This is a genomic window from Pseudomonas sp. Irchel s3a18, assembly GCF_900187535.1.
Classification (GTDB): Bacteria; Pseudomonadota; Gammaproteobacteria; order Pseudomonadales; family Pseudomonadaceae; genus Aquipseudomonas.
Window position 1 is genome coordinate 373,682 of sequence record NZ_FYDV01000002.1, and the last position, 19,867, is coordinate 393,548.

Here is a 19,867-nt window from a genome sequence, read left to right on the forward strand (position 1 = left end):
GTTAAAAACGGTGCCCAGCGCTTCACCTGCCGCTTGCAGCTTGACGCTCACCGCGACTCCAACGGCACCAACCACTGTCGGGACAGGCGCACCAGATGTTCAGTGAGTAAGCCGAGCAGCTGGCCACCATTGCGCCAATGATGCCAGTACAGCGGCACATCGATGGGTTTATCTGCCAACAACTCCACCAGGACACCCCGCTCAAGCTGTTCCCGAACCTGCAGTTCCGGCACCAGCCCCCATCCCAGGCCGGCTTCGGTCAGGCGGATAAAGCCTTCGGAAGACGGACACAAATGGTGCTCGAAACCACCGTCGACGCCCAATGACGCCAAGTAGCGGTGCTGCAGGAAATCGTCCGGGCCGAACACCAGCGCCGGGGTGCGGGCCAACTGGTCGGCCTTGACCCCATCCGGGAAATGCCGGGCGATGAACGCCGGGCTGGCCAGGGCGCGATAGCGCATCGCCCCCAGCAATACACTGCGGGCCCCGGCCACCGGCCGCTCACTGGCGCACACGCACGCGGCCACTTCTCCGGCGCGCATGCGTTTGAGGCCGACCGTCTGGTCCTCCACCACCAGGTCGAGCAACAGATGCTGCTCGGCGCAAAATTCCCCCACGGCCCCAGCCCACCAGGTGGCCAGGCTGTCGGCATTGAGGGCGATGCGCAAACGCTCGGGCAAGCCTTCTTCGTCAAGCGCCGGCACCAGGCTTTGCAGGTCGCGCTCCAGCAAGCGCACTTGCTGCACATGGTTGAGCAAGCGCCGGCCGATCTCCGTGGGTGCCGGTGGCGTGGCCCGTACCAACACCGGCTGGCCGACGCGGGCTTCAAGCAATTTGATGCGCTGGGAAATCGCCGATTGGGACAACCCCAGCACCTGTGCCGCGCGTTCGAATCCGGCCTGCTCGACCACGGCAACAAGGGCGGACAGCAATTTATAGTCGAACATCAGTTTTCCTAATGAGCGATCAGCAATATTGGTTTTTCTTATACAGCCTGGAACAGGAGAATAGCCAGCAAGAACTCTTGGACAAGGATCAGCGTCATGGCTGGCGAAACCTCACTCGACACCCTGCTGCGCAGCATGAGCCCCCACCTCAACGACGGTGAGTATGTGTTCTGCACGATTCGCGACGGCCAGTTGCCACAAGGCTGCGAGATCATCGGCAGTTTCCGGGAACAGGAAGGCCTGACCCTGATCCTTGCGCGATCCGAAGCCGAGAAGGCCGGCTTCAGCTTCGACTACCGGGCGGCATGGATCACCCTCAAGGTGCACTCGGCCCTTTCCGCCGTCGGCCTTACCGCCGCCTTCGCCACTGCGCTGGGCAAGGCCGGCATCAGCTGCAACGTGATTGCCGGCTACTACCACGACCATTTGTTTGTCGGCCTGGCCGACGCTGAACGTGCCATGTCAGTGCTACGGCAACTGGCGGCAGACGCGGAGTAATTCCTATGTGGCAAAGCTATGTGAACGGCCTGTTGGTCGCTGCGGGGCTGATCATGGCGATCGGCACGCAAAACGCGTTCGTCCTGGCGCAGAGTCTGCGTCGCGAACATCACCTGCCGGTGGCCGCACTCTGCGTCACCTGCGATGCCCTGCTGGTCGCCGCCGGGGTATTCGGCCTGGCCACGGTGCTGGCCCAGAACCCGACCTTGCTGGCCTTTGCCCGCTGGGGTGGCGCGGCGTTCCTGCTGTGGTACGGCAGCCAGGCACTGCGTCGGGCTTTTTCCAGACAAAGCCTGCAACAAGGCGAGAACCAGACCGTTCGCTCATTACGCGCGGTGATGCTCAGCGCCCTGGCGGTCACGCTGCTCAACCCCCATGTGTACCTGGATACGGTGCTGCTGATCGGCTCCCTCGGCGCACAACAGACCGAACCCGGTGCCTATGTCGTGGGAGCGGCGAGTGCATCGCTGCTGTGGTTCTTCACCCTGGCCCTCGGCGCGGCATGGCTGGCACCCTGGCTGGCACGCCCGAGTACCTGGCGGGTACTCGACCTGTTGGTGGCGGTGATGATGTACGCGGTGGCCTTTCAACTGATCATGGCCGGTTGATTGCTCCCGACAGCTCTGGAACCTCTATCCCACACAGTTGTTGCGTGGTTATGCCGCCCCCCCGGTGCTATGATCCGAGACCTGCGCCGCAAAGAGTACAAACTCCCCGGCGCTTGTCTGGCCGCCCGTGATCGGCCTTGCGCCCACCGCAACTGACCTGATTAGGAGAATCACCATGGCTTTCGAATTGCCGCCACTGCCTTACGCATACGACGCACTGCAGCCGCACATTTCCCAGGAAACCCTGGAATACCACCACGACAAGCACCACAACACCTATGTCGTGAACCTGAACAACCTGGTGCCAGGCACCGAGTTCGAAGGCAAGACCCTGGAAGAAATCGTCAAAACCTCTTCGGGTGGCATCTTCAACAACGCCGCTCAGGTCTGGAACCACACTTTCTACTGGAACTGCCTGGCGCCAAACGCTGGCGGCCAACCTACCGGCGCATTGGCTGAAGCCATCAACGCGGCATTCGGTTCGTTCGACAAGTTCAAAGAAGAATTCACCAAGACTTCCGTCGGCACCTTCGGTTCCGGTTGGGGCTGGCTGGTGAAAAAGGCTGACGGTTCCCTGGCCCTGGCCAGCACCATCGGCGCCGGCAACCCGCTGACCAGCGGCGACACCCCGCTGCTGACCTGCGACGTCTGGGAACACGCTTACTACATCGACTACCGCAACGTTCGTCCAAAGTATGTCGAAGCGTTCTGGAACCTGGTCAACTGGAAGTTCGTGGCTGAGCAGTTCGAAGGCAAAACCTTCACCGCTTGAGTCGGCTTGCAGTGAAAAAACCCGGCATCGCCGGGTTTTTTTATTCCCGGCCCTGGTGAACGTCCCCGCAAACAGGCTGAAAACAAAGAACGCCTTGCCGCAGCGCCACAGGCGTCTACCATCAACCAGATGGAAATATTCTCCCCTGCCCCTCAAGTTGCAGGAGGTGCCTACCGACACATTATCAATGGCCTCCAATTGCCAGCTGACAGGGCGATGCGGTCAAGCCAGCAGACAACAGCGTTAAGATTGTCCCTTTGACTGCCATCACAGGATTGCCAATACTCCTGGCAACTTGACGTTACCCGCATGGAACAAGGAATTACCCTTTGAAGCTGGAACTCAAAAACAGCTTGTCGGTGAAGTTGCTCCGGGTCGTGCTCTTGTCGGCATTGATCGTCGGTGTCGTTTTAAGCTGCGCACAGATTGTCTTCGATGCTTATAAAACCCGTCAGGCGGTGGCCAACGATGCCGACCGCATCCTCGACATGTTTCGCGACCCCTCGACCCAGGCGGTGTATAGCCTCGACCGTGAAATGGGTATGCAGGTCATCGAAGGCCTGTTCCAGGATGACGCGGTGCGCATGGCCTCCATCGGCCACCCCAACGAAACCATGCTCGCGCAAAAGAGCCGTGAACCGCAGCAGTCCGACAGTCGCTGGCTGACTGACCTGATTCTGGGCAAGGAGCGCACCTTCACCACCCCACTGGTGGGCCGTGGTCCCTACAGTGAGTATTACGGTGACCTGAGCATCACCCTTGACACCGCCACCTATGGCCAGGGGTTTATTGTCAGCTCCGTCATCATCTTCATTTCCGGTGTGCTCAGGGCAATGGCCATGGGGCTGGTGCTGTACCTGGTCTATCACTGGCTGTTGACCAAGCCGTTGTCGCGGATCATCGAGCACCTGACCAATATCAACCCCGACCGTCCCAGCGAACACAAGATTCCGCTGCTCAAGGGCCACGAGAAGAACGAACTGGGGCTCTGGATCAACACCGCCAACCAGTTGCTGGAGTCCATCGAGCGCAATACCCACCTGCGCCACGAGGCCGAAAACAGCCTGCTGCGCATGGCCCAGTACGACTTCCTCACCGGCTTGCCGAACCGTCAGCAATTGCAGCAGCAGCTGGACAAGATTCTGGTGGATGCCGGTCGCCTGCAGCGTCGGGTCGCGGTGATCTGCGTCGGCCTGGACGACTTCAAAGGTATCAACGAGCAATTCAGCTACCAGACCGGCGACCAATTGCTGCTGGCCCTGGCCGATCGCCTGCGCGCCCACAGTGGCCGCCTCGGCGCCCTGGCTCGCCTCGGGGGGGATCAGTTCGCACTGGTTCAGGCTGACATCGAGCAGCCTTACGAAGCAGCCGAACTGGCACAAAGCATTCTTGACGACCTGGAAGTGGCCTTCGCCCTCGATCATCAGGAGATCCGCCTGCGTGCAACCATCGGCATCACCCTGTTCCCCGAGGATGGCGACAGCACCGAAAAGCTGCTGCAAAAAGCCGAACAGACCATGACCCTGGCCAAGACCCGTTCGCGCAACCGATATCAGTTCTACATCGCCAGCGTGGACAGTGAAATGCGCCGGCGCCGCGAACTGGAAAAAGACCTGCGTGACGCCCTCGGCCGCGAGCAGTTCTACCTGGTCTACCAGCCGCAGATAAGCTACCGCGATCACCGCGTCGTCGGCGTCGAGGCGCTGATTCGCTGGCAACATCCCGAACATGGCCTGGTTCCACCGGACTTGTTCATTCCGCTGGCCGAACAGAACGGCACCATCATCGCCATCGGCGAATGGGTGCTGGACCAGGCCTGCCGCCAGCTGCGCGAATGGCACGACCAGGGGTTCAGCGACCTGCGCATGGCGGTCAACCTGTCTACCGTGCAGTTGCACCACGCCGAACTGCCCCGGGTGGTCAATAACCTGCTGCAAATCTATCGCCTGCCGCCCCGCAGCCTGGAGCTGGAGGTCACCGAGACCGGCCTGATGGAAGACATCAGCACCGCGGCACAGCACCTGCTCAGCCTGCGCCGTTCCGGAGCCTTGATCGCCATCGACGACTTCGGCACCGGTTACTCCTCGCTCAGTTATCTCAAAAGCCTGCCGCTGGACAAGATCAAGATCGACAAGAGCTTCGTCCAGGACCTGCTGGACGACGATGACGACGCAACCATCGTCCGCGCCATCATCCAGCTGGGCAAAAGCCTGGGCATGCAGGTCATCGCCGAAGGCGTGGAGACCGCCGAACAAGAGGCGTACATCATCTCCGAGGGCTGCCACGAAGGTCAGGGTTACCACTACAGCAAACCGCTGCCGGCACGCGAACTGAGCGCCTACCTCAAGCAGGCGCAACGCAGTAACGCCGCCATCCTGTAATGCGTCGGGGCCTGGCCCCACGCATTGAGTCCGTTAATAAGAAATATTTACAAGCACAGCCCTTTACACATAATGCGAAAGATTTGCATTATGTTGCGGTTTTGCGCACCCCGCGCCTGTCCATCATCTCCCGAAGCAGGATGTTCGCCATGATTCGTATGCCTCTGGCTACCGCCAGTTTGCTGGCCATCGCTATTTCCCTCGCCGGTTGCGGCGAAGGCAAAGACAAGGCGGCTGCACCCGCGCCTACTCCGGCCGCCAGCACCGCAGCGCCGGCTGCTGCAGCTACCGCCGGTAAAGTCGACGAAGCTGCTGGCAAAGCCGTTGTCGCGCATTACGCCGACATCGTCTACGCCGTCTACAGCGATGCCGAATCCACCGCGAAAACCTTGCAGACTGCGATCGACGCGTTCCTGGCCAAGCCGAACGCCGACACCCTCAAAGCCGCCAAGGCTGCCTGGGTAGCGGCACGCGTGCCTTACCTGCAGAGCGAAGTGTTCCGCTTCGGCAACACCATCATCGACGACTGGGAAGGTCAGGTTAACGCCTGGCCACTGGACGAAGGCCTGATCGACTACGTCGACAAGACCTATGAGCACGCACTGGGTAACCCGGGCGCCAGCGCCAACATCATCGCCAACACCCAGGTACAGGTCGGCGAAGACAAAGTCGATGTGAAAGATATCACCGCGGAAAAACTGGCCAGCCTGAACGAGCTGGGCGGTTCCGAAGCCAACGTCGCTACCGGCTACCACGCCATCGAATTCCTGCTGTGGGGCCAAGACCTGAACGGCACCGGCCCGGGCGCCGGCAACCGTCCTGCATCCGACTACCTGGAAGGCAAAGGCGCTACCGGTGGCCACAACGAGCGTCGCCGTGCCTACCTCAAAGCCGTGACCCAGTTGCTGGTCAGCGACCTGGAAGAAATGGTCGGCAACTGGAAGCCGAACGTGGCCGACAACTATCGCGCCACCCTGGAAGCCGAGCCTGTTGATACCGGCCTGCGCAAAATGCTCTTCGGCATGGGCAGCCTGTCGCTGGGCGAACTGGCAGGCGAGCGCATGAAAGTCTCCCTGGAAGCCAATTCTCCAGAAGACGAACAGGACTGCTTCAGCGACAACACCCATTACTCGCACTTCTACGATGCCAAAGGCGTTCGTAACGTGTACCTGGGCGAATACACCCGTGTCGATGGCAGCAAAATGACCGGCGCCAGCCTGTCGTCGCTAGTGGCCAAGGCTGACCCGGCTGCAGACGCCGCACTCAAGGCCGACCTGGCCGCGACCGAAGCCAAGCTGCAGGTCATGGTTGACCACGCCACCAAGGGCGAGCACTACGACCAGTTGATCGCCGCCGGCAACACCGCTGGCAACCAAGTGGTGCGTGACGCCATCGCGGCCCTGGTCAAGCAGACCGGCTCGATCGAACAGGCCGCGGGCAAACTGGGCATCAGCGACCTGAACCCGGACAACGCTGATCACGAGTTCTGATCAACGCTGGCTGAGTCATTGAGAAAAGCGACCTTCGGGTCGCTTTTTTTGTGCCCCGCCCATCACCCCCGCGCGGGAACGATCCGCTGATGTACATCAAGCAAACGATAATTCCTCTTATTCAAACTCCCCTGCCCTGTTAGACTTTGCGCCCTTGTTTTGCTCGTCTTTCAGGATCTCTGATGCCATCGCTGTCTCTTCGCCTGTCCGCACTGTTTCTGGCCCTGGGCCTGAGTGCCTGCGATGACGCCCCGCGCTTTACCAAGGCCGAGCCCGGCGAGGCCCGCTCAGGTGGCACCGCAACGGTTCGCAAGACTGACCAGAATGCCTTCTCGATGCCTTCGGCCAACCTCTCGCCGACCCGACGGCTGGACTTCAGCGTCGGCAACAGTTTTTTCCGCAGCCCTTGGGTAACGGCCCCCTCGACCACCACCGCCCGTGACGGTCTCGGCCCGCTGTTCAACACCAACGGCTGCCAGAACTGCCACATCAAGGATGGTCGCGGCCATCCACCGGCGCCCGATGCCAACAACTCGGTGTCGATGCTGGTGCGCCTGTCGATCCCCGACACCCCGGCCGACGCCAAGCTCATCGAGCAAGTCGGTGTGGTGCCCGAGCCGGTCTACGGCGGACAACTCCAGGACATGGCGGTGCCAGGCGTCACCCCGGAAGGCAAGGTTCGCGTCGACTACGAGCCGGTACTAGTGCGCTTTGCCGACGGCAGTGAAGTCGAACTGCGCAAACCCAAGCTGCAGATCACCCAGCTGGGCTACGGACCAATGCACCCCGACACGCGTTTTTCCGCTCGGGTCGCCCCGCCGATGATTGGCCTGGGCCTGCTCGAGGCGATTGCCGATGCGGACATTCTGGCCAACGCCGACCCGCTGGACAAAGACAAGGACGGCATTGCCGGTCGGCCGAACCTGGTCTGGGATGATGCGCAGCAAAAGACCGTCCTGGGCCGATTTGGCTGGAAAGCCGGGCAACCGAATCTCAATCAACAAAACGTTCACGCGTTTTCTGGTGATATGGGCCTCACCACTCACCTGAGCCCCGTCGATGACTGCACCCAGGCCCAGACCGATTGCCTGCAGGCCCCCAACGGCAATGGCCCGGATGGCGAGCCGGAAGTCAGCGACAACATCTTGCGCCTGGTGCTGTTCTACAGCCGTAACCTGGCCGTGCCCGCCCGCCGTGACGTCAACGGTGCGCAAGTGCTGGCCGGCAAGAATCTGTTTTTCCAGGCCGGCTGCCAGTCGTGCCACACCCCGACCTTCACCACCGCCGCCAATGCCGCCGAACCTGAACAGGCCAATCAAGTGATTCGCCCCTACAGCGATCTGCTGCTGCATGACATGGGCGAAGGCCTGGCTGATCACCGTAGCGAATTCCAGGCCTCTGGCCGCGACTGGCGCACGCCGCCGTTGTGGGGCATAGGCCTGACGCAAACAGTCAGCGGCCACACCCAGTTCCTGCATGACGGCCGCGCCCGCAACCTGCTTGAAGCTGTGCTCTGGCATGGCGGTGAAGCCCAGGCGGCGCAGCAACAGGTTTTAGCTTTCAATGCCGAGCAGCGGGCTGCGTTGCTGGCCTTTTTGAATTCGCTTTGAACGCATTTCCCATACGCCTTGCCCCAGACCAATAGGGAGCCCGACATGTTCCGTCCCAAGCTGTTGTTCACCAGCCTTGCCGCCCTCGCCCTCGGCGCCTGTTCGCCCCAGGACCCACAAGCCGTCACCTCGGCCGCCATTGCCAAGCAAGTGATCCTGCCGACCTACAGCCGCTGGGTCGACGCCGACCGTCAACTGGCCGTTAGTGCGCTGGCTTACTGCGAAGGCAAGTCGGATCTGGCGACCGCCCGTGCCGACTTCCTGCATGCGCAAAAAGCCTGGGCCGAACTGCAGCCCCTGCTCGTAGGCCCACTGGCCGAGGGCAACCGCTCCTGGCAGATCCAGTTCTGGCCGGACAAGAAAAACCTGGTCGGCCGCCAGGTCGAACAATTGCTGACCGCGCAGCCGCAAATCGATGCCGCGGCCCTGGCCAAGTCCAGCGTGGTCGTCCAGGGTCTCTCGGCTTATGAGTACATTCTGTTCGACGAGAAGAGCAACGTCGCCGATGCGGCGCAAAAAGCCCGTTATTGCCCGCTACTGACTGCCATCGGCGAGCGCCAGAAGCAATTGGCCGAAGAAATCCTGGCGAGCTGGAACAGCACCGACGGCATGCTCGCGCAGATGACCAAGTTCCCGAACCAGCGCTACGCCGACTCCCATGAGGCCATCGCCGATTTGCTACGCGCGCAAGTGACGGCACTGGACACTTTGAAGAAAAAACTCGGTACGCCGATGGGACGTCAGAGCAAGGGTATCCCGCAACCCTTCCAGGCGGACGCCTGGCGCAGCCAATCCTCGCTGCAAAGCCTGGAAGCCAGCCTCGCGGCCGCCCGGACCGTCTGGGTTGGCGTCGACAACAAAGGCCTGCGCGGCCTGTTGCCCGCCGAGCAGAAGCCACTGGCCGACAAGATCGATGCTGCCTATGCCGCCTCGATCAAGCTGTTCGACAGCAGCCAGCGTTCACTGACCGAAATGCTCAACGACGATGCCGGCCGCCAGCAACTCAACGACCTCTACGACAGCCTCAACGTCGTGCATCGCCTGCACGAGGGCGAACTGGCCAAGGCGCTGGGCATTCAACTGGGCTTCAACGCCAACGACGGTGACTGATGAGGGTTAGCTCCATGCTGCGACGCCAGGCTCTGACTTTCGGCAGTTTGTTGCTGGGTGCCGTGACACTGGGCGGCTGGAAGCTGTTCAAGCAAAAGGACACCGGTCCTTTGCTGCTTTCGGCCCGCGACGACAGCGACGGCAAGCACTACGCCGTCGGCTATCGACTGGACGGCACGCGCGTGTTCGCCACCGAGGTCGGCCAGCGCTGCCACGACATCATCAATCACCCCGAGCTGCCGATTGCGCTGTTCGTTGCCCGGCGACCGGGTACCGAGAGCTACCTGCTCGACCTGCGCGACGGCACGCTGCTGCAGACCCTGGCCTCGCAAGCGAACCGGCACTTCTATGGCCATGCGGTCATTCACAAAGGCGGTGAGTGGCTGTACGCCACGGAAAATGACACCACCGACCCGGGCCGCGGCCTGCTCGGGGTGTACCGTTTCGAGAACGAACGACTGGTGCACCACGGTGAAATCTCCACCCACGGCATCGGCCCCCATCAGGTGTCGTGGATGCCTGATGGTGAAACCCTGGTGGTGGCCAACGGCGGCATCCGCACCGAGGCCGAAAGCCGGGTGGAGATGAACCTCGATGCCATGGAGCCGAGCCTGGTGTTGATGCAGCGCGATGGCAGCCTGCTGAGCAAGGAAACCCTGGCCCAGCAGATGAACAGCGTGCGGCACATGGGCATTGCCAGCGACGGCACCATCGTCACCGGCCAGCAATTCATGGGGGCCGCCCACGAATCGTCCGAACTGCTGGCGATCAAGCGGCCCGGCCAGCCCTTTGTCCCGTTCCCGGTCGATGAGCAGCAGTTGCAAGCCATGGGGCATTACACCGCCAGCGTCGCGGTGCACAGTGACCTGCGACTGGTGGCGTTGACCGCTCCACGGGGTAACCGGTTTTTCATCTGGGACCTGGACAGCGGTGAAGTAAAACTCGATGCGCCGCTCCCCGATTGCGCCGGGGTTGGCGCGGTGGCCGATGGTTTTGTCGTGACCTCGGGTCAAGGCCGTTGCCGCTACTACGATTGTCGCCAGGCAACGTTGGTGGCCAAACCCCTCGAACTCCCCGCAGGACTCTGGGATAACCATCTGCACCTGGTCTGATCGTCATGCTGCCCCGTGGCGAGCGAGCTTGCTCGCGCTGGGGCGCGCAGTGCCCCCATTCAGGCGACCGCGGTCTTTCAGCAAGCCCTCGTCCACTTTTTTAGGGGCTGCTGCGCAGCCCAGCGCGAGCAAGCTCGCTCGCCACAGGCAGGTGTTCGTGAGTTCAAGGCCGTTGCTGCGACAGCCCCCAAAACATCCATTGGAAACGCCAGCACTCTCGGAGTAATGTGCGGCCTGTCTCACCTGATTTTTTCCAAGGAAGTGGAATATGCTGCGTCGCCGCATGCTGATCATGTTGGGGGGTGTACTGCTGATCGTCCTGGCGCTGGGAGGCTACAAGGCCTTTTCCATTTACCAGGTGATGCAGACCTTCGCTGCGCCGAAACCACCGGTAAGTGTTGCCGTGGCCACCGCCACCGAACGCCCCTGGCAAGTGCGCCTGCCCAGCGTCGGCACCCTCAAGGCGTTGCAAGGGGTCGACCTGAGCCTGGAGGTCGCTGGCACCGTCACCGAGGTGCAGTTCCAGTCTGGGCAGAAGGTCAAGGCGGGCCAGCCGATCCTCCAGCTCGACAGCGCCGTTGAAAGCGCCCTGCTGGAAACCGCCCGGGCCGACCTTGGCCTGGCGCAACTGGACTATGGCCGGGGCAGCCAACTGGTGGGCAGCGAGGCCATTTCCAAGGGCGAGTTCGACCGACTCACCGCACAACTGGCCAAGAGCAAGGCGACGGTCAATCAACTCAAGGCCTCCCTGGAAAAGAAACACATCGTTGCCCCCTTCAGCGGCACCATCGGGATTCGCCAGGCCGACGTCGGCGACTTCCTGGCCAGCGGCACCGTGATTGCCACCCTGCAGGACCTCAGCAGCCTGTATGTCGACTTCTACGTTCCGGAACAGGCGGTGCCGAAAATCGCCCTCGGCCAGCCGGTGCAGGTAAGCGTCTCGGCCTACCCGACCCTCAACTTCCCCGGCACCATCAGCGCCATCAATCCCAAGGTCGAAAACACTACCCGCAACGTGCTGGTGCGCGCCACGCTGGCCAACCCCGACGGCAAACTGCTGCCCGGCATGTTTGCCAGCCTGCAGGTGCTGCTGCCCGACCCTCAGCCAAAGATCGTCGTCCCTGAAAGCGTGATCACCTACACCCTGTACGGCAACTCACTCTATGTGGCGGCGCAGAAAAAAGACGCGCAAGGCAACCTCGAAAAAGACGACCAGGGTCAGCCGGTGCTGGTCGCCGAGCGTCGGTTCATCGAAACCGGTGAGCGCCGCGACGGTCTGGTGTTGATCAACAAAGGCGTGAGCAACGGCGAGCAAGTGATCAGTGCCGGCCAGATCAAGCTCGACAACGGCGCTCACATCGTCATCAGCCCCGACAAGAACCTGCCGGCCGAACAGAACAGCCAGCCGCACGCTGACTGATCAGGGAATCACCATGGCTTTTACCGACCCGTTCATCCGCCGCCCGGTGCTCGCGACCGTGGTCAGCCTGCTGATCGTGCTGCTGGGCTTCCAGGCCTGGAGCAAGCTGCAGCTGCGCCAGTATCCACAGATGGAAAACGCCCTGATCACCGTCACCACGGCTTACCCCGGGGCCAACGCCGAAACGATTCAGGGCTACATCACCCAGCCCTTGCAACAAAGCCTGGCGAGTGCCGAAGGCATCGACTACATGACCTCGGTCAGCCGCCAGAACTTCTCGGTGATCTCGATCTACGCCCGCATCGGCGCCAACACCGACCGCCTGTTCACCGAGTTGCTGGCCAAGGCCAACGAGGTCAAGAACCAGCTGCCGCAAGACGCCGAAGACCCGGTTCTGAGCAAAGAGGCGGCTGACGCCTCGGTGCTGATGTACATCAGTTTCTTCAGCGAGGACTTGAAGAATCCGCAGATCACCGACTACCTGTCGCGGGTGATCCAGCCCAAGCTCGCCACCCTGCCCGGCATGGCCGAAGCCGAAATCCTCGGCAATCAGGTGTTTGCCATGCGCCTGTGGCTGGACCCGGTAAAGCTCGCAGGTTTCGGCTTGAGCGCCGCCGACGTGACAACTGCCGTACGCCAGTACAACTTCCTTTCCGCCGCCGGTGAAGTAAAAGGCGAGTATGTCGTCACCAGCGTCAACGCCAACACCGAACTGAAATCCGCCGAAGCCTTTGCCGCGATTCCGCTAAAAGTCGATGGCGACAGCCGAGTACTGCTCAGCGATGTCGCTCGCGTGGAAATGGGGGCGGAAAACTACGACACCATCAGCTCATTCGGCGGCACCCCCTCGGTGTACATAGGGATCAGGCCCACCCCCGGCGCCAACCCGCTGGACGTGATCAAGGAAGTGCGAAAGCTCATGCCGGAGCTGGAATCCCAGCTGCCGCCCAACCTCAAGGCCGACATCGCCTATGACGCCACGGAGTTCATCCAGGCCTCGATCGACGAGGTGGTGAAGACCCTGTTCGAAGCGGTGCTGATTGTGATTGTCGTGGTGTTCCTGTTCCTGGGCGCACTGCGTTCGGTAGTCATTCCGGTGATCACGATCCCGCTGTCGATGATCGGCGTGATGTTTTTCATGCAACTGATGGGCTACTCGATCAACCTGCTGACCCTGCTGGCCATGGTGCTGGCCATCGGGTTGGTGGTGGACGACGCCATCGTGGTGGTGGAGAACATTCACCGCCACATCGAAGAAGGTAAAACGCCGCTGGACGCGGCGCTTGAGGGCGCGCAGGAGATTGCCATGCCCGTGGTCTCGATGACCATCACCCTGGCCGCGGTTTACGCGCCTATCGGCTTCCTGACGGGGCTGACGGGGGCGTTGTTCAAGGAGTTCGCCCTGACTCTGGCCGGTGCCGTGGTGATTTCGGGGGTCGTGGCCCTGACCCTGTCGCCGATGATGTGCGCCATGCTCCTGCGCCACGATGAAAACCCGACGGGGCTCGCCCATCGCCTGGACCTGATTTTCGAAGGCCTCAAGCAGCGTTACCAGCGCCTGCTGCACGGCACGCTGAACACCCGGCCGGTGGTGCTGGTGTTTGCGGCGATCGTGTTATGCCTGATTCCAGTGCTGCTGATGTTCACCAAGTCGGAACTGGCACCGGATGAGGACCAGGGCATCATTTTCATGATGGCCAATGCGCCGCAACCGACCAACCTGGATTACCTGAATTCCTATACGGATCAGTTCATCACGATCTTCAAGGAATTTCCCGAGTACTACTCCTCGTTCCAGATCAACGGCTTCAACGGCGTCCAGTCGGGTATCGGCGGCTTCCTGCTCAAGCCCTGGAACGAACGCAGCCGCACCCAGATGGAAATCCTACCCGAGGTCCAGGCCAGGCTGGCGGCGATCTCCGGGCTGCAGATTTTCGGCTTCAACCTGCCCTCACTGCCCGGTACCGGCGAAGGCCTGCCCTTCCAGTTCGTGATCAACACTGCCAATGACTATGAGGCGCTGCTAGCCGTAGTCGACCGGGTGAAAAAGCGTGCGCTGGAGTCTGGCAAGTTCGCGTTCGTCGACATCGACCTGGCCTTTGACAAACCGGAAGTGGTGGTGGATATCGACCGCGCCAAGGCCGCGCAGATGGGCGTATCGATGCTCGACCTGGGCACCACGCTGGCAACGTTGCTGGCGGAGGCCGAGATCAACCGCTTCACCCTCGAAGGCCGCAGTTACAAGGTGATCGCCCAGGTCGAGCGGGCCTACCGGGACAACCCCGACTGGTTGAGCCACTACTACGTGAAAAACACCCAAGGGCAACTGCTGCCCTTGTCGACCTTGATCACCGTCAACGACCGTGCCCGACCGCGCCAGCTCAACCAGTTCCAGCAATTGAACTCGGCGATACTCTCAGGCTTCCCGACGGTCAGCATGGGCGAAGCGATCGATTCCGTGCGCCAGATCGCCGAGGAAGAAGCACCACCCGGCTTTGCCTTTGATTACGCGGGGGCCTCACGGCAGTACATTCAGGAAGGCCAAGCGTTGTGGGTGACCTTCGCCCTGGCACTGGCGATCATCTTCCTGGTGCTGGCCGCGCAGTTTGAAAGTTTCCGTGATCCACTGGTGATCCTGGTGACCGTACCGCTGTCGATCTGCGGCGCGTTGATTCCGCTGTTTCTGGGGTGGTCGAGCATGAACATCTATACCCAGGTCGGGCTGGTGACCTTGATCGGCCTGATCAGCAAGCACGGGATCCTGATCGTCGAGTTTGCCAATCAACTGCGCAAGGACAAAGGCCTGAGCGCCCGTGAAGCCGTGGAAGAAGCCGCCGCCATTCGCTTGCGCCCGGTATTGATGACCACGGCCGCCATGGTGTTTGGCATGGTGCCGCTGATCCTCGCCACAGGCGCAGGGGCCGTGAGCCGCTTCGATATCGGCACCGTCATCGCCACCGGGATGTCCATCGGGACGCTGTTCACCCTGTTCGTGTTGCCGTGTGTCTACACCGTGTTGGCCAAATCCGATCAACCGTAAGGACGGCCAGGCGGCGTGCCTGAGACACCATTTTCGCAGGCGCGCCTGCGCCTGAAAAACAAAAGGCCCCGCATGTGCGAGGCCTTTTCGTTGCGCTTCAATGTCTTCAGCTCTGCGGTCTCATTCCCTGGCTCATACTGAACATGAACAACAACAAATCATGATCAGGCTGTGCCGCCACCGATGATTTCTCAACCCGTGGCAATAAACAATGCTCGTCGCCGTGCGCGGTACTGAGGACTTGCGTGCGGGGCTGCTCCCATGCGGCCACCGCCAATGAAGCAACTGCCAAGGCTCCTATTAGAAACAAACCTCGTGCAACTTCGAGTTTCATCGCTATAAACCTTTGATAGCGCTGCCAAACGCCGTCTTATAAAAATAGACGAGCTTGTCCCAGTCTGCCGGCTTCCACGACGAATGGCGACGTAATTGCTCCATGTCGTGCGCTGCCGCCTGCTTGCTCAACAGCCGCTGGCGGCACTTCTCCAGGTCCAGCAATGCCACTTCGGCCTTGGCCGCTGCGCCCTCGCCGGTGACCCGCACAAAGATATGCTTGATGTACAGGCAACTGTGCTGCCAGCGGCCCTTGTGCATCCGCGCCAGGTTTTCAGCCAGATCCTTGAGCATGCTGTCATGCAAGGCCTCGCCATGACGCTCGCGGCCACCACTGGCATACCAGTCTTCAATCTCGGTAAAGCCGTCCAGAGACTTGGTGACCAGCAACGCGCGCCACTGGTGTACTGGATCGGGCTGGGCACCACAGAACACGATTTCCGGCACCCGGACTTTCAACGCATGCAGGCCGGTCAGGGCATCAAGCTCGCGCAACACGGTCGGACGGCCGAACGGGTGCAACCAGCTTCGATAAATATGCCCGGTCTGGCGCTTGGCATACAGCAGTTGGCCACTAGGTGTATGGATACGCTGTACGCCACTTTCTCCGCCACGACGTACATTGGGCTCTTCCACCCATTCGCCACGCTGGCTCCAGAAATACTCGAAGCGATCGTCGGGCGCGTGTTGCGTTTCCGATACCTGTTCAACTGCCATGCTGTTACCTCTTTCGCAAAATATATACGCGCCACATGGCGTAGAGCGGAATGAAGTCCAAATATTCCTGAACGCGGAAACCCGCCTGCTCAAACTCTGCTTCTACCGTAGCGGCTGGTAATACAAAGCGGTTTTGGTAGCCCTGTTGCGCACGATTTTTCTCCAAACGCTTGCGTTTCCAGGCCTTGAAATTGCCGTCGACCCACAAGGAAAGGATGACGCTGTCGCGGGTGACACGCTGGAACTCCTTCAAGATGGCCAGTCGATGCTCGGCCTCACCGATGTGGTGCAGCAAACGCATGCAGAAGATGCTGTCCACGGAGTTGTCAGGCAACGCGATATCGAATGCAGAGGTCTGCAAAGGGCGTACCCGCTTGACCACGTCGGCAGGTTGCGCCTGGGTTGCGATCTTCACCATTGACGCGGAGTTGTCTGCCCCGATGATCACACGGTTGGATTTTTCCGCCAGCATGGGCCAGAAACGCCCGGCACCGCAGGGCAGGTCCAGCACCAGACCCGGCTCACCTACGCGTTTGAGCGCGGTACGTGCCAGTTGCAAGTCACGCTTGTGTGACAGTTGGCGGCCGAGACCGTCCTTATGCTTGAGCAGATAGCGCTTGGCATGTTCGTCATCGTACTTTTCGGAAAATTCAAGTTTGACCGGGTCATCCATTATCAATGTCTCCTGAGCTGATGACAGCTACCTTAGGGAGCGCAATGTGAGTTCCAGGTCATCCAATTGTGAAAATTTCGTTGAAAAAAGCCAAAAACCATTACAGAATTTTACAGATTCGGGGTGGGCATACCTAACCCGCTACGTAGGAAACGTCCCAAGAAAGCCCGCAGACCTACGCCTCTCCTCCCTCGTGGAACAATTCGACATGGAAGCGACAACCGCTAGGCTCCATGGTGCTGAGGCTGACGCTCCACCCCTGGTTTTCACAAATCCGCTGTACCAGCGACAGGCCAAGCCCCAAGCCCTCACCGCGATTTTCAGAGCCTCGCACGAAGGGTTCGAACATGGCCTCGCGCTTCTCCTCGGGGATCCCCACGCCACTGTCCTCGACCAGAAAGCCGCTGGGCAGAAGCGTCAGCCGGATAAAGCCGCCGTCGGTGTAGTGCAATGCATTGCGCAATAGGTTGCCCATGACGGCGTGCAGCAATGTTGCGTTGTAACGCGTATCCATCGGGTTCCCGGCGTTGTAAACCAGTTCCAGTCCCTTGGCCTCGATCGGTGCGCGCCACAGGCTGATCAGGTCCTGCGCCACCTGCCCCAGGGTCATCTGCGGCGCCACGCTGGTTTCGTCACGCTGGGAGCGAGCCAGCATCAGGAAGGTCTGCACCAGCTCGCGCATTTCGACACAGGCCCGCGCAATGCGCTCGACCTGGGCCCGGCCGCGCTGGTCGATGCCCGGGTTTTCCAGCAGCAACTCACAAGAGCTGGCCAGCACCATCAAGGGTGTGCGCAACTCATGACTGACGTCGCTGGTAAACAGCCGCTCGCGGTTCAAAGCCTGGCGCAAGCGGCCCAGGGTGGCGTCGAAGGCAACCGCCAGTTCACCCACTTCATCGGCGGCATAGTCTGGAGCCAAAGGGGGGGCCAGACCGAGCAACTGGTCACGGTGGCGCACCTGACGTGCCAACCGGACCACCGGCGCCATCACCTTACGAGCCAGGACCCAGCCCAGGAATACCGCTAATGCGAGGCTCAGCACAAACCCCACCAGCACCACGGCAAACAGCACCCGTTCACGCTCTTCAAAATCGCTCTGATCCTGCAACAGCACGTAACGCCTGCCGTCGACGATCTCGACCATCGCGTGGTACGACAGTTGCTCGCGAAACACCTCGTGAAACCCGGAGTCCAGATGACGCAGGTCCTTGGGCAAGTCGAAGTCACCGGGGCCGCCACTGAAATAGAACAGCTGGTCAGGCTCTGGCCGGTGGCTCCATTCAGACATGTTGTCCATCAGCAGCATCCGCTGCAAATCGCCCCCCAGCCCGGCAGAGATCAGCTTCTCTTCAACCACGTGCACGGTCGCCACGATGCCCATGGCGAATGCCCCTGCTACCAACGCGCTCATCAACGCAAAGGCGATGATGATCCGTTGTGCAAGGCTCTGCTTAAACTCCATCACGCCCCTCGGCCAAGCGATAACCAACGCCATGCACGGTATGCAGCAACGGCTTGTTGAACGGCTTGTCGATCACCTGGCGCAATTGGTGAACATGGCTGCGCAAGCTGTCACTGTCCGGGCAATCATCGCCCCACAGAGCCTCTTCGAGAATTTCACGACGCAGCACATGCGGACTCTTCTGCATCAACACGGCCAACAACTTGAGGCCTACCGGGTTGAGCTTGAGCAGGCGCCCTTCACGAGTCACTTCCAGGGTGTCGAGGTCATAGCTCAAATCGCCGACCTGCAACGCTCGCCGACCGCCCCCCTGGGTACGACGCATGACCGCCTCGACGCGTGCGGCCAGTTCCGACAGCGCAAAGGGTTTGATCAGGTAATCGTCGGCACCGGACTTGAAGCCCTGCAAGCGGTCATCCAACTGGTCACGGGCGGTCAGCATGATCACTGGCGTATCACGCCGCGCGTCTTCGCGCAGGCGTTTGCAAAGCGTGTAACCGTCGATACCGGGCAACATGATATCGAGCACGATCAGGTCGTAATGCTCGGTGGCCGCCAGGTGCAACCCTGACAGGCCATCCTGCGCGCAATCCACGGTGTAGCCTTTGAGCCCCAGGTAATCCGCCAGGTTGGCGAGGATATCGCGGTTGTCTTCAACCAATAGAATTCGCATGGGCATCTGCTCCGTACACAGTTACGGCCGTCTTGGCTCGCGCAGCTTAAGGCCAAGTCTGGCTCAGGGCCAGCGCTGTCTGACGGGCCAAATCCCGTCAAACCCGTCCACGAAAGGCATCACGAAATTTTCACCCGGAGTTCACGTACAGCTTACGGCGTCAGGCGCAGAGTGCGGCCATTTGAGTACACGAACCGTCGCTGGCCCTCTCTTCCTCGTTCAGGACTCCCTCATGCCATCCACTGTTTCACACCCGGCCTCACGCCCCCTGAACTTCTGGATCTGCCTGGGCATTCCCGCCGTGACGGCTGTCACGTTGGTATTGCTGGAACTGACGTCGCTGGACATGAGCTTGGCCCAGCTGTTCTACGATCCAACGGCCGGAGGCTTCATCGGTCGCCACAGCTACTTTCTGGAAAATATCCTGCACGACCGGGCCAAGCAGGTGGTTATCGGATTTTCGGTGCTTGCCATCCTTGGCTTCATCGGCTCATTCATGCTGACACGGCTCAAGCCGTTCAAACGTGAGCTGGGCTGCCTGGTGCTGTCATTGGGGCTGGCAACCGCGTTCGTCACGCCCGTCAAAGCGGTGACTGCCGTGCAATGCCCATGGAGCCTGAAAGAGTTCGGCGGCAAGGAAACCTACAGCGAACTGCTCAGCCCCCGTCCCGTCACTGACAAGCCTGGGCGTTGCTGGCCGGGGGGGCATGCGGCCACGGGTTTTGCCTTGTTTGCTTTGTTCTTCGTATTACGTGACCGGCGGCCGAAACTGGCCCGCGCAGCCTTCATCCTTGCATTCGGTCTGGGCACGGTGTTTTCCATCAGCCGGATGATGCAGGGTGCGCACTTCTTTTCGCACAACGTATGGACAGCGGTGTTTTGCTGGCTGATTTGCCTGGGGTCTTACTACTACGTGCTGTATCGGCCGGCGACCAAAACTGAGCGAGCGACCAAGGCAGAATCTGTCAGCGCCTGAGCTGACGCCATCGCTCTCCTGACAGACCAGAATGAAGGCAATAAA

General features: G+C 60.8%; 17 protein-coding genes. 11 read left to right on the forward strand and 6 right to left on the reverse strand.

The features are described from left to right. Positions 1 to 47 precede the first annotated feature (47 nt). Positions 48 to 947, reverse strand: a complete 900-nt coding sequence (locus CKW29_RS04900; protein WP_095145199.1) for a LysR family transcriptional regulator ArgP — start codon at positions 945 to 947, stop codon at positions 48 to 50. A gap of 96 nt (positions 948 to 1,043) precedes the next feature. Between CKW29_RS04900 and CKW29_RS04905 the strand changes: the two genes are divergently transcribed. The 10 genes from CKW29_RS04905 (at position 1,044) to CKW29_RS04950 (ending at position 14,988) form a co-directional block, all read left to right on the forward strand. Then, positions 1,044 to 1,445, forward strand: a complete 402-nt coding sequence (locus tag CKW29_RS04905) for an ACT domain-containing protein (protein WP_095145198.1) — start codon at positions 1,044 to 1,046, stop codon at positions 1,443 to 1,445. A 5-nt stretch (positions 1,446 to 1,450) separates the two neighbouring features. Then, entirely contained in the window at positions 1,451 to 2,053 is a 603-nt protein-coding gene (locus CKW29_RS04910) for a LysE/ArgO family amino acid transporter (protein ID WP_095145197.1), read from the forward strand. Positions 2,054 to 2,228: 175 nt separating this feature from the next. Beyond that, complete coding sequence (locus CKW29_RS04915; RefSeq protein WP_095078614.1) at positions 2,229 to 2,825, forward strand: superoxide dismutase; 597 nt, start codon at positions 2,229 to 2,231, stop codon at positions 2,823 to 2,825. 329 nt (positions 2,826 to 3,154) lie between these two features. Then, entirely contained in the window at positions 3,155 to 5,206 is a 2,052-nt protein-coding gene (locus CKW29_RS04920) for a bifunctional diguanylate cyclase/phosphodiesterase (protein WP_095145196.1), read from the forward strand. Positions 5,207 to 5,355: 149 nt separating this feature from the next. Further along, on the forward strand, positions 5,356 to 6,696 hold the full coding sequence (locus CKW29_RS04925; protein ID WP_095078616.1) for an imelysin family protein: 1,341 nt from the start codon (positions 5,356 to 5,358) through the stop codon (positions 6,694 to 6,696). 182 nt (positions 6,697 to 6,878) lie between these two features. Beyond that, on the forward strand, positions 6,879 to 8,306 hold the full coding sequence (locus tag CKW29_RS04930) for a di-heme oxidoredictase family protein (protein WP_095145195.1): 1,428 nt from the start codon (positions 6,879 to 6,881) through the stop codon (positions 8,304 to 8,306). Between the two features lie 45 nt (positions 8,307 to 8,351). Further along, complete coding sequence (locus CKW29_RS04935; protein WP_095145194.1) at positions 8,352 to 9,416, forward strand: imelysin family protein; 1,065 nt, start codon at positions 8,352 to 8,354, stop codon at positions 9,414 to 9,416. A 14-nt stretch (positions 9,417 to 9,430) separates the two neighbouring features. Next, entirely contained in the window at positions 9,431 to 10,528 is a 1,098-nt protein-coding gene (locus CKW29_RS04940) for a DUF1513 domain-containing protein (RefSeq protein WP_095145193.1), read from the forward strand. Positions 10,529 to 10,796: 268 nt separating this feature from the next. Next, positions 10,797 to 11,948: an efflux RND transporter periplasmic adaptor subunit gene (locus CKW29_RS04945; RefSeq protein WP_095145192.1), complete on the forward strand. Its 1,152-nt coding sequence runs from the start codon at positions 10,797 to 10,799 to the stop codon at positions 11,946 to 11,948. Positions 11,949 to 11,961: 13 nt separating this feature from the next. After that, positions 11,962 to 14,988: a multidrug efflux RND transporter permease subunit gene (locus tag CKW29_RS04950; RefSeq protein WP_095145191.1), complete on the forward strand. Its 3,027-nt coding sequence runs from the start codon at positions 11,962 to 11,964 to the stop codon at positions 14,986 to 14,988. A 106-nt stretch (positions 14,989 to 15,094) separates the two neighbouring features. Here CKW29_RS04950 and CKW29_RS04955 read toward each other — a convergent pair whose 3' ends face one another. The 5 genes from CKW29_RS04955 to colR form a co-directional block, all read right to left on the reverse strand. Next, a complete protein-coding gene (locus CKW29_RS04955; protein WP_095145190.1) occupies positions 15,095 to 15,322 on the reverse strand; it encodes a hypothetical protein in 228 nt (75 codons plus the stop codon). A 2-nt stretch (positions 15,323 to 15,324) separates the two neighbouring features. Then, a complete protein-coding gene (locus CKW29_RS04960) occupies positions 15,325 to 16,038 on the reverse strand; it encodes a lipopolysaccharide kinase InaA family protein (protein WP_095145189.1) in 714 nt (237 codons plus the stop codon). Positions 16,039 to 16,042: 4 nt separating this feature from the next. After that, on the reverse strand, positions 16,043 to 16,711 hold the full coding sequence (locus tag CKW29_RS04965; RefSeq protein WP_095145188.1) for a class I SAM-dependent methyltransferase: 669 nt from the start codon (positions 16,709 to 16,711) through the stop codon (positions 16,043 to 16,045). 175 nt (positions 16,712 to 16,886) lie between these two features. Next, the gene (locus CKW29_RS04970) at positions 16,887 to 18,173 is read right to left on the reverse strand and encodes a HAMP domain-containing sensor histidine kinase (protein ID WP_095148007.1); all 1,287 of its coding nucleotides are present in this window, start codon (positions 18,171 to 18,173) and stop codon (positions 16,887 to 16,889) included. Further along, positions 18,163 to 18,846, reverse strand: a complete 684-nt coding sequence (gene colR, locus CKW29_RS04975) for a two-component system response regulator ColR (protein WP_095145186.1) — start codon at positions 18,844 to 18,846, stop codon at positions 18,163 to 18,165. Before colR ends, CKW29_RS04970 begins: the two co-directional genes overlap by 11 nt. Positions 18,847 to 19,078: 232 nt before the next feature. On the opposite strand from colR, the gene CKW29_RS04980 reads away from it, so the two are divergent. Further along, positions 19,079 to 19,822, forward strand: a complete 744-nt coding sequence (locus CKW29_RS04980) for a phosphatase PAP2 family protein (RefSeq protein WP_095145185.1) — start codon at positions 19,079 to 19,081, stop codon at positions 19,820 to 19,822. The last annotated feature ends 45 nt before the right edge of the window (positions 19,823 to 19,867 follow it).